This is a genomic window from Streptomyces endocoffeicus, from assembly GCF_016741935.1.
Classification (GTDB): domain Bacteria; phylum Actinomycetota; class Actinomycetes; order Streptomycetales; family Streptomycetaceae; genus Streptomyces; species Streptomyces endocoffeicus.
Genome location: NZ_JAERRG010000013.1, coordinates 296,985 through 304,146, shown reverse-complemented (window position 1 = coordinate 304,146; position 7,162 = coordinate 296,985). Strand labels below are relative to the sequence as shown.

General features: G+C 71.4%; 6 protein-coding genes and 1 pseudogene. All 7 read right to left on the bottom strand.

Translation table 11 applies throughout. From position 1 onward, the window contains the following. Positions 1 to 288: pseudogene (locus JK364_RS30010) on the bottom strand (ABC transporter ATP-binding protein); the annotation flags it as partial. Next, positions 281 to 1,216 carry an ABC transporter permease gene (locus JK364_RS30005; RefSeq protein ID WP_201854474.1) on the bottom strand — a complete coding sequence of 312 codons (936 nt, stop codon included), beginning with the start codon at positions 1,214 to 1,216 and terminating at the stop codon, positions 281 to 283. The gene JK364_RS30005 and the pseudogene JK364_RS30010, both read right to left, overlap by 8 nt. Before the next feature lie 79 nt (positions 1,217 to 1,295). After that, positions 1,296 to 2,168, bottom strand: a complete 873-nt coding sequence (locus JK364_RS30000) for a glycosyltransferase family 2 protein (protein ID WP_201854491.1) — start codon at positions 2,166 to 2,168, stop codon at positions 1,296 to 1,298. Positions 2,169 to 2,179: 11 nt separating this feature from the next. Continuing rightward, positions 2,180 to 2,971 (bottom strand): CDP-alcohol phosphatidyltransferase family protein, encoded by a 792-nt coding sequence (locus JK364_RS29995; RefSeq protein ID WP_201854473.1) that lies wholly within the window; start codon positions 2,969 to 2,971, stop codon positions 2,180 to 2,182. Next, complete coding sequence (locus tag JK364_RS29990) at positions 2,937 to 4,010, bottom strand: iron-containing alcohol dehydrogenase family protein (protein WP_201854472.1); 1,074 nt, start codon at positions 4,008 to 4,010, stop codon at positions 2,937 to 2,939. The genes JK364_RS29995 and JK364_RS29990 overlap by 35 nt, the downstream gene beginning before the upstream one ends. Beyond that, the gene (locus JK364_RS29985) at positions 3,998 to 4,735 is read right to left on the bottom strand and encodes a phosphocholine cytidylyltransferase family protein (RefSeq protein WP_201854471.1); all 738 of its coding nucleotides are present in this window, start codon (positions 4,733 to 4,735) and stop codon (positions 3,998 to 4,000) included. Before JK364_RS29985 ends, JK364_RS29990 begins: the two co-directional genes overlap by 13 nt. Beyond that, on the bottom strand, positions 4,732 to 7,086 hold the full coding sequence (locus JK364_RS55625) for a DUF5941 domain-containing protein (RefSeq protein ID WP_230992720.1): 2,355 nt from the start codon (positions 7,084 to 7,086) through the stop codon (positions 4,732 to 4,734). Before JK364_RS55625 ends, JK364_RS29985 begins: the two co-directional genes overlap by 4 nt. Positions 7,087 to 7,162: the final 76 nt, after the last annotated feature.

Below are 7,162 nucleotides of genomic sequence, written 5' to 3'. Positions count from 1 at the left end.
ATTGGACCCGATCAGACCGATCGACTCACCCTTGTACGCCACGAAGGTGACCCCACGCACCGCGTGCACCTCACGCATACCCGGGGCGCCCTTCCGCCCCAGCAGACGGCTGAGGGCCGCGGTGGCACTGCCCTTCCCCCTGGGGCCGCCGTTGACCCGGTAGACGATGTGGACGTCGTCGGCGATGACGGTGGGCACCCGCCCCGGCCCGGAAACCGCCTGCCCGGCCTGCCCGGCCTGCTCGGCCCGCTCCGCCTGGGTGCTTTTGTCGAGGGTTTGCTCAGCCACGGCCGTACTGCTCCTCTGCCTTCCAGAAGTACACGAATCCCCCGACACCGAAGAGGACCGCCCAGCCCACGGCCAGCGCCCACACATGCGGCGGCAGGTTGGCCCCGGTGTAGTCGTCGATCAGGGCGTACCGCATCAGGTCCATGTAGACCGCCGCCGGATTCCCCAGCATGGCGTCCGAGATCCACTTGCTCGCCCCCGCGTGTTCGAGCGTGCGGGCCAGCGGAAACATCACGCCGGACGCGTACATCCAGGTACGGAGGATGAAGGGCAGCAGCTGAGCGAGGTCCGGGGTCTTGGCTCCCAGCCGGGCCATGATCAGCGAAAGCCCGGTGTTGAAGACGAACTGGAGCGCCAGCGTGGGAACGATCAGCAGCCAGGCGAAGGACGGGAAGTGACCGAAGCCCAGCAACACGATGACCAGCACGATCATCGAGAAGAGCAGCTGCTGGAGCTGCTGGAGCGCGAAGGAGATGGGGAGCGAGGCACGAGGGAAGTGCAGGGCCCGCACCAGCCCGAGGTTCCCGGAGATCGCCCGTACGCCCGCCATGGCGGACGCCTGGGTGAAGGTGAAGACGAACACACCCGTCACCAGGAACGGAATGTACATGTCGTTCGCCATACCGCGACTGCTCTTCAGCAGCATGCCGAAGATGAAGAAGTACACCGCCGCGTTGAGCAGCGGGGTCGCCACCTGCCACACCTGACCCAGCTTGGCCTGGCTGTACTGGGCAGTGAGCTTGGCCGACGAGAAGGCCACGATGAAGTGACGCCGACCCCACATCTGGCGGATGTACTCGCCGAGGCCCACCCGGGCGCCGCTCACCGACAGCTCGTACTTCCGCGCCAGCTCGGACGGGGACAGTCCGTCGTCGGCTGATGGCGGGCCACTCACGGCTACCGCACCGTCGTGCGTAGTCTCGCTCACAGTTGACACTTTCGTCTTCAGGGTGCGCTGAGCGGGGCCGCGCCCCGGGTCGCGCCCGATGCTCTTCGATACGAGCTTGTCAGATGACAGGAGGTCGGCCCAGTCGGGTCAGGCGCCATACCGTACGCCACTTCATGGGCCGACGCGGACCACACGGTGTCTTCCAGCCTTCGCGGAACCCTCCGAACCAGGCCCGAAGTGCGGTTTTCGATGGACGCCTGGCCAGTGTGAGCAGCAGCCAGACGCCGAGATACACGGGAACGAGCAGCGCAGGAAGGTTACGCCGGGCCAGCCAGACCCGGTTGCGCGCCACCATGCGGTGGTAGACCGCGTGCCTGCTCGGGGCGGTGGTCGGATGGTGCAGCACCATGTCCGACCGGTAATCGATCATCCATCCGGCGTCCAGCGCCCGCCAGGCCAGATCGGTCTCCTCATGGGCGTAGAAGAAGTCGTCCGGCAACCCTCCGACCTGCTGGAACACCGTGGTGCGCACCGCGTTGGCACCGCCCAGGAAGGTGGTCACCCGGGAGGACCGCAGCGGGTCGGAGGCGCGCAGCCGGGGCACATGGCGACGCTGGGTGACACCGGTGTCCGGGTCGGCGATGCGGAACGAGACGATGCCCAGCTTCGGATCGGCGGCGAACGCCCGGCGGCACAGCTCGGCGGTGTCGGTGCCCGGCAGCAGCCCGTCGTCGTCGAGGAACAGCAGCACATCGACGTCCGACCCGCCGGGTCCGAACGCCTCGATGCCCACGTTGCGGCCCGCCGGAATGCCCACGTTCTCGGGCAGCTCGATGGTCCGGACGCCCTCGGGGAGCGTGGGCAGCGGCGAGCCGTTGCCCACGACGACCACCTCGACCGGGTCGCCGTCCTGCTTGGCGACCGAGTCGAGGAGTGCGCGCAGCTCCTCGGGGCGATTGCCCATCGTCAGGACGACCGCTCCGAGCTTCATCGCGCTCATGCTCACTTGAGCCTGCTCGACGCGAGGATGGACACGAGGTGAAGCAGGGTTTGCAGCAGGGCGATACCGGCCAGGACGGCAACGCCCAGCCGGGTGAAGAACAGGTCGCCGCGCACCTGGTCCACGACCGCCAGCACGAGGATCAGCAGCGACGCCTCGATCCCGAGGACCAGCCGGTGGAACTTCAGCGCCGCGGCCGCCCTGCGGGCCAGCGCCACACCGGACGAGCGCGGCTCGGCGGCCGCCTCCTTGACCGGCGGCAGACCGCCCTGGTGCCGGGCGACCCCGACCAGGTCGGTCTCGGCCTTGATCAGGATGGCACCCAGCGCGGCGAGGGTGCCGAGGAACGCCCACAGCCAGTCGATCCGCCCGGAGCCCCACAGGTCCGCGGCGCGCAGACCGAAGCCGACGAGCACCGCGGCGTCGCACAGATAGGCGCCGACCCGGTCCAGATACACACCGCCCAGCGAGAACTGCTTCTTCCAGCGGGCTATCTCGCCGTCGACGCAGTCCAGCAGCAGGTAGAGCTGGACCATCAGCACCCCGAGCACGGCGCCCGCGATCCCCGGCACCAGCAGGGCCGGGGCCGAGAGGGTGCCGAAGACGGTCATCAGATACGTCAGCTGGTTGGGCGTGACCCGCGTGTTCACCAGGTGCCGGTCGATGCGCAGCGAGATCTCGCGCATGTAGAGGCGCCCGGCCCAGTGCTCACCGCTCCGCCGGTCCTTCACCCCCGCGGGGTGGACGACCGGGCGGAGTTCAGCCACTGATGGCTTGACTGACTGCTTTGGCATAGTCGGCGTATGCGTCCCTGATCGCGTCGGATGAGAGGTCGAGGTGCTCGAGGATCGTGTAGCGGCCGGGCCGCGTCTTCGGAGCGAACTCCACGACCTGGACGAACTCGTCCACCGTGAAGCCGATCTCCTCGGGCAGCACGGGCAGCCCGTGCCGGTGCAGCACCTCGGCCATGTGCGCCGACTCCTCGTGCGCCCCGCGCAGCCGCATCGCGAAGGCGGCGGCCAGGCCGCACTGCTCGCCGTGGCTGGCGGCGCGCTTGGGGAAGAGGAGGTCGAAGGCGTGGTTGATCTCGTGGCAGGCACCGGAGGCCGGGCGGGAGTCCCCCGCGACCGACATCGAGATGCCGGTGAGCACCAGTCCCTCGGCCAGCACCTGGAGGAAGCCGTCGTCGCCGACCCCGCCGGGGTGGCGCAGCACGGCCTCACCGGCCTGGCGCGCCATCGCGGCCGCGAGGCCGTCGATCTGCTCGCCGGTCTCCCGGTTGGACAGCTCCCAGTCGGCGACCGCGGAGATGTTGGACAGGGCGTCGCCGATACCGGAGCGGACGAAGCGGACCGGCGCCTCCCGGATCACATCGAGGTCGATGACCACGGCGATCGGGTTGGGCACCCCGTACGAGCCGCGGCCCGCGTCGTTGTCGAGGGTCGCCACCGGGGAGCACAGACCGTCGTGCGAGAGGTTGGTGGCGACGGCGACCAGCGGGAGGCCGATGCGTGCCGCGGCGAACTTCGCACAGTCGATGATCTTTCCGCCGCCCAGCCCCACGACCGCGTCGTAGTGCCCCGACTTCATGCGGTCGGCGAGCTTGATCGCGTCGTCCAGGGTGCCGCCGTCGACCTCGTACCAGCTCGCGCCCGGCAGCGCCGGCGACAGCCGCTCGCGCAGCAGGGCGCCGGAGCCGCCGCTGATGGCGATGGCCAGCTTGCCGGAGGAGGAGATCCGCTGGTCGGCGAGGACCCCCGCGAGATCGTCCAGGGCGCCCGCGCGGATATCGACGACGAGCGGCGAGGGGATGAGCCTCGTCAGTACTGGCACGCGATCTCACGGCCCTTCGCCAGATCGTCGTGGTTGTCGATCTCGACCCACTTGATGTCGCCGATGGGGGCCACGTCGACCTTGAAGCCGCGGTTGACCAGCTCCTGGTAGCCGTCCTCGTAGTAGAGGTCGGGGTCGCGCTCGAAGGTGGTCTTCAGCGCGTCCGCGAGCTCCGCGGCGGCCTCGCCCTCGATGAGGGTGACGCCGATGTACTCACCGGTCGCCTCGGCCGGGTCCATCAGCTTGGTGATCTTCTGGACGCCCTTGTCGGGGTCGGCGACGACCTTCATCTCCTCGTCGGCGAGCTGCTTGACCGTGTCCAGGGCCAGGATGATCTTCTGGCCGTTGCCGCGCGCGGCCAGCAGGGTCTTCTCGACCGAGACCGGGTGCACGGTGTCGCCGTTGGCGAGGATCACGGTGTGCTGGATCGCGTCACGGGCGCACCAGAGGGAGTAGGCGTTGTTCCACTCCTCGGCCTTATCGTTGTCGATCAGCGTGAGCTTGACGCCGTACTTCTGCTCCAGTGCCTCCTTGCGCTCGTACACGGCCTCCTTGCGGTAGCCGACGACGATGGCGACCTCGGTCAGACCGACCTCCGCGAAGTTGCCGAGGGTCAGGTCGAGGACGGTGATCTCACCGTCCACGGGCACCAGGGCCTTGGGAAGCGTGTCGGTGTAGGGGCGCAGACGCCGTCCGGCGCCGGCCGCGAGCACGAGGCCGATCATGCGGGTTCTCCTGATTCGTCGTGTACAGCGGGTGCTCCTGAGGACACCCAGAAGCGGATGCTCTCGATGAGCACCGCCAGCGCGAGGACCGCCGCCAAAGCGGTCAACGCGATGGTGAAACCTTGGTTCTGGTGGTGCAGCAGGGCAGCGGCGGCCGTGACCGCCACCGTCCGCCCCTCGTGCCCGCCGATCGCCCGCACCAGCCGGTGCGGGGGCGCTCCCGTGCCGCCACGGATGCGGTACACCGTGTCGTAGTGATGGTAGGCGACTGCCGCAACGAGCCCGAAAGCCGCCGGCAATGCGCCGTTCACCTCCGAGCAAGCCGCCAGGATCAGGATGGTGCCGTATTCGGCCGCGCGGAAGAGCGGCGGCACCAGCCAGTCGAGGGGGCCCTGGAGGGGCGCGGCGACGGCGACGCCCGCGAGGACCGCGTAGAGCACGGCGCAGCCGACGGGCACCCAGGAGCCGAAACCGGCGGCCGCGGTGCCGGCCAGGACGGCCGCCGTGCCGAGGGCGGCCGACAGCGGGGCGAGGTACGAACTCGTCCCGCGGGGGGCGGCCTTGGCGACCAGCTCGGCCAGCGGGCCGGAGTCGGTCAGCTCGGCGAGGGCGCGGGCGGCCCGGTCCGTGCGCTCGGCCCGGCGGGTCAGCGAGCGCAGCACCCGGCCCGCGGTGGTGTAGCAGGCGGCCAGCGCACAGCCGATGAGCAGTGCGTAGAAGGTGATACGGGGCGTGGTGAGCGCCGTCAGCACGGCGATCATCGCCCAGCGCTCACCGATCGGCAGCACGATCATGCGGCGCACCCAGACCGTCCAGCCGACGCTGTCGAGGCGGCCGGAGAGGGCGGCGGTGGGACTGGTGTTGCCGGTGGCGTCGTGGTTGGCCTCGTTGAAGGCGAAGTCCACGACATGGCGACAGGTCTGCAGCACCATCGCGCCGAGCGCGAGCGCCCAGACGTCATCGCCGTCGGCGCGGGCGGCGCCGAGCGCGAGGCCCGCGTAGTAGGCGTACTCCTTGGCCCGGTCGAACGTGGCGTCCAGCCAGGCGCCGAGCGTGGAGTACTGGAGCGAGTAGCGGGCCAACTGCCCGTCGGTGCAGTCGAGCACGAACGAGGCGATCAGCAGCACACCGGCCGAGACGAATCCGGGCCGGGTGCCGGTGGCGGCGCAGGCCGCGGCGATGAGCGCGGTGAGGAGGGAGGCGGTGGTGACCTGATTGGGGGTCAGCCCGCGCCGGGCGCACCAGCGGGCGATGTAGCGGGAGTACGGGCTGATGCAGAAGGTCGTGAAGAAGCCGTCCCGCGACTTCACGGCCGACCGCAGCCGCACCCGCTCGTCGTCCACCGCGTCCACGGCATCCCCCGCCGCGGCCCGCGCGGCGGCGTCCGCGGGCACGGCGGCCACGAGCACCCCGAGCTCGGGCCGGTGCACGGGGACGCCTTCGGCGTCGAGGGCGGCGGCGAGGTCGTCCACACGGGAGTGGCCGTCGGCGGCGCCGCGCATGGCCGCCACCTCGGAGGGGGCCACGGCCCGCGACGGTGCGGCGAGGCCGCCGGCGGAGTTCCCCGCGGCGACCGTCTCACCGGCCCGCGTGGCGGGCCGGTGAGACGCCACGGCGTCCGCGTGTACGCCTGCGGCGGCGGCGGCGCGGTCCGGCGCGGCCGTCCCGGCGGCATCGGCGCGGGTCGCCCACCCGACGGCACCGGCGGTGGTGGACGCGGCGGTGGCGGCTCCGGACGGCCGCGTCCGGCTCCGGCTTTCGGCGTACTCGCCCGACGCGTGTGCCGCGTCGGGCGCATGCACGGCGGCGTCCACTCGATCGGCGGCCCCCGAAGCCACGGCCGCTCCGGGCGCGCCCGCGTCGCCGCCACTGTCGTCCGCGCCGGGGCCCGGGGCCGAGCCGGCGGGCGGCTGCGCCTCCGCCGCCCGTTCGGGCACGGTGGCGGGCACCGCTATGGGCGCGGCCTCGCGCTCCAGGCTCTCGGCGGAGCCGAGGGGCTGAGCGGGGGCGGCGGTGGGCGTCCCGCCTTCGCTTCCGGCGGCCCGCGCCGTGGCGGCGGCAGCCGTCACCGCGCGGGCCAGGGCCGTACGGGCCTCGGCCTGGACGCTCAGCGCACCGCGCACCGTGGCGGCGGGGAAGCGGGGGTCGGTGAGGGCCAGCCGCAGGGCATGGACATGGCCGACGAAGCGGGGGTCCACGAGGGCCACCCGCTCATGCGCCGGGACGGCGGCGAGCTCCGCCGTGACCCCGGCGGCGTCGGTCGCCGTGCGCACGGCGAAGCCCAGCGACCGCAGGTCGCCCTCGAGGGACGAGCCGGCGACCGGCGCACCGGTGAGAATCGCGGTCGACAGACGAACTCACTCCTTGGCAGCTGACATGGTGGCCGCGCCGCTGATGGCACTGGCCTGGGGCCCTCCGGGCCATGGG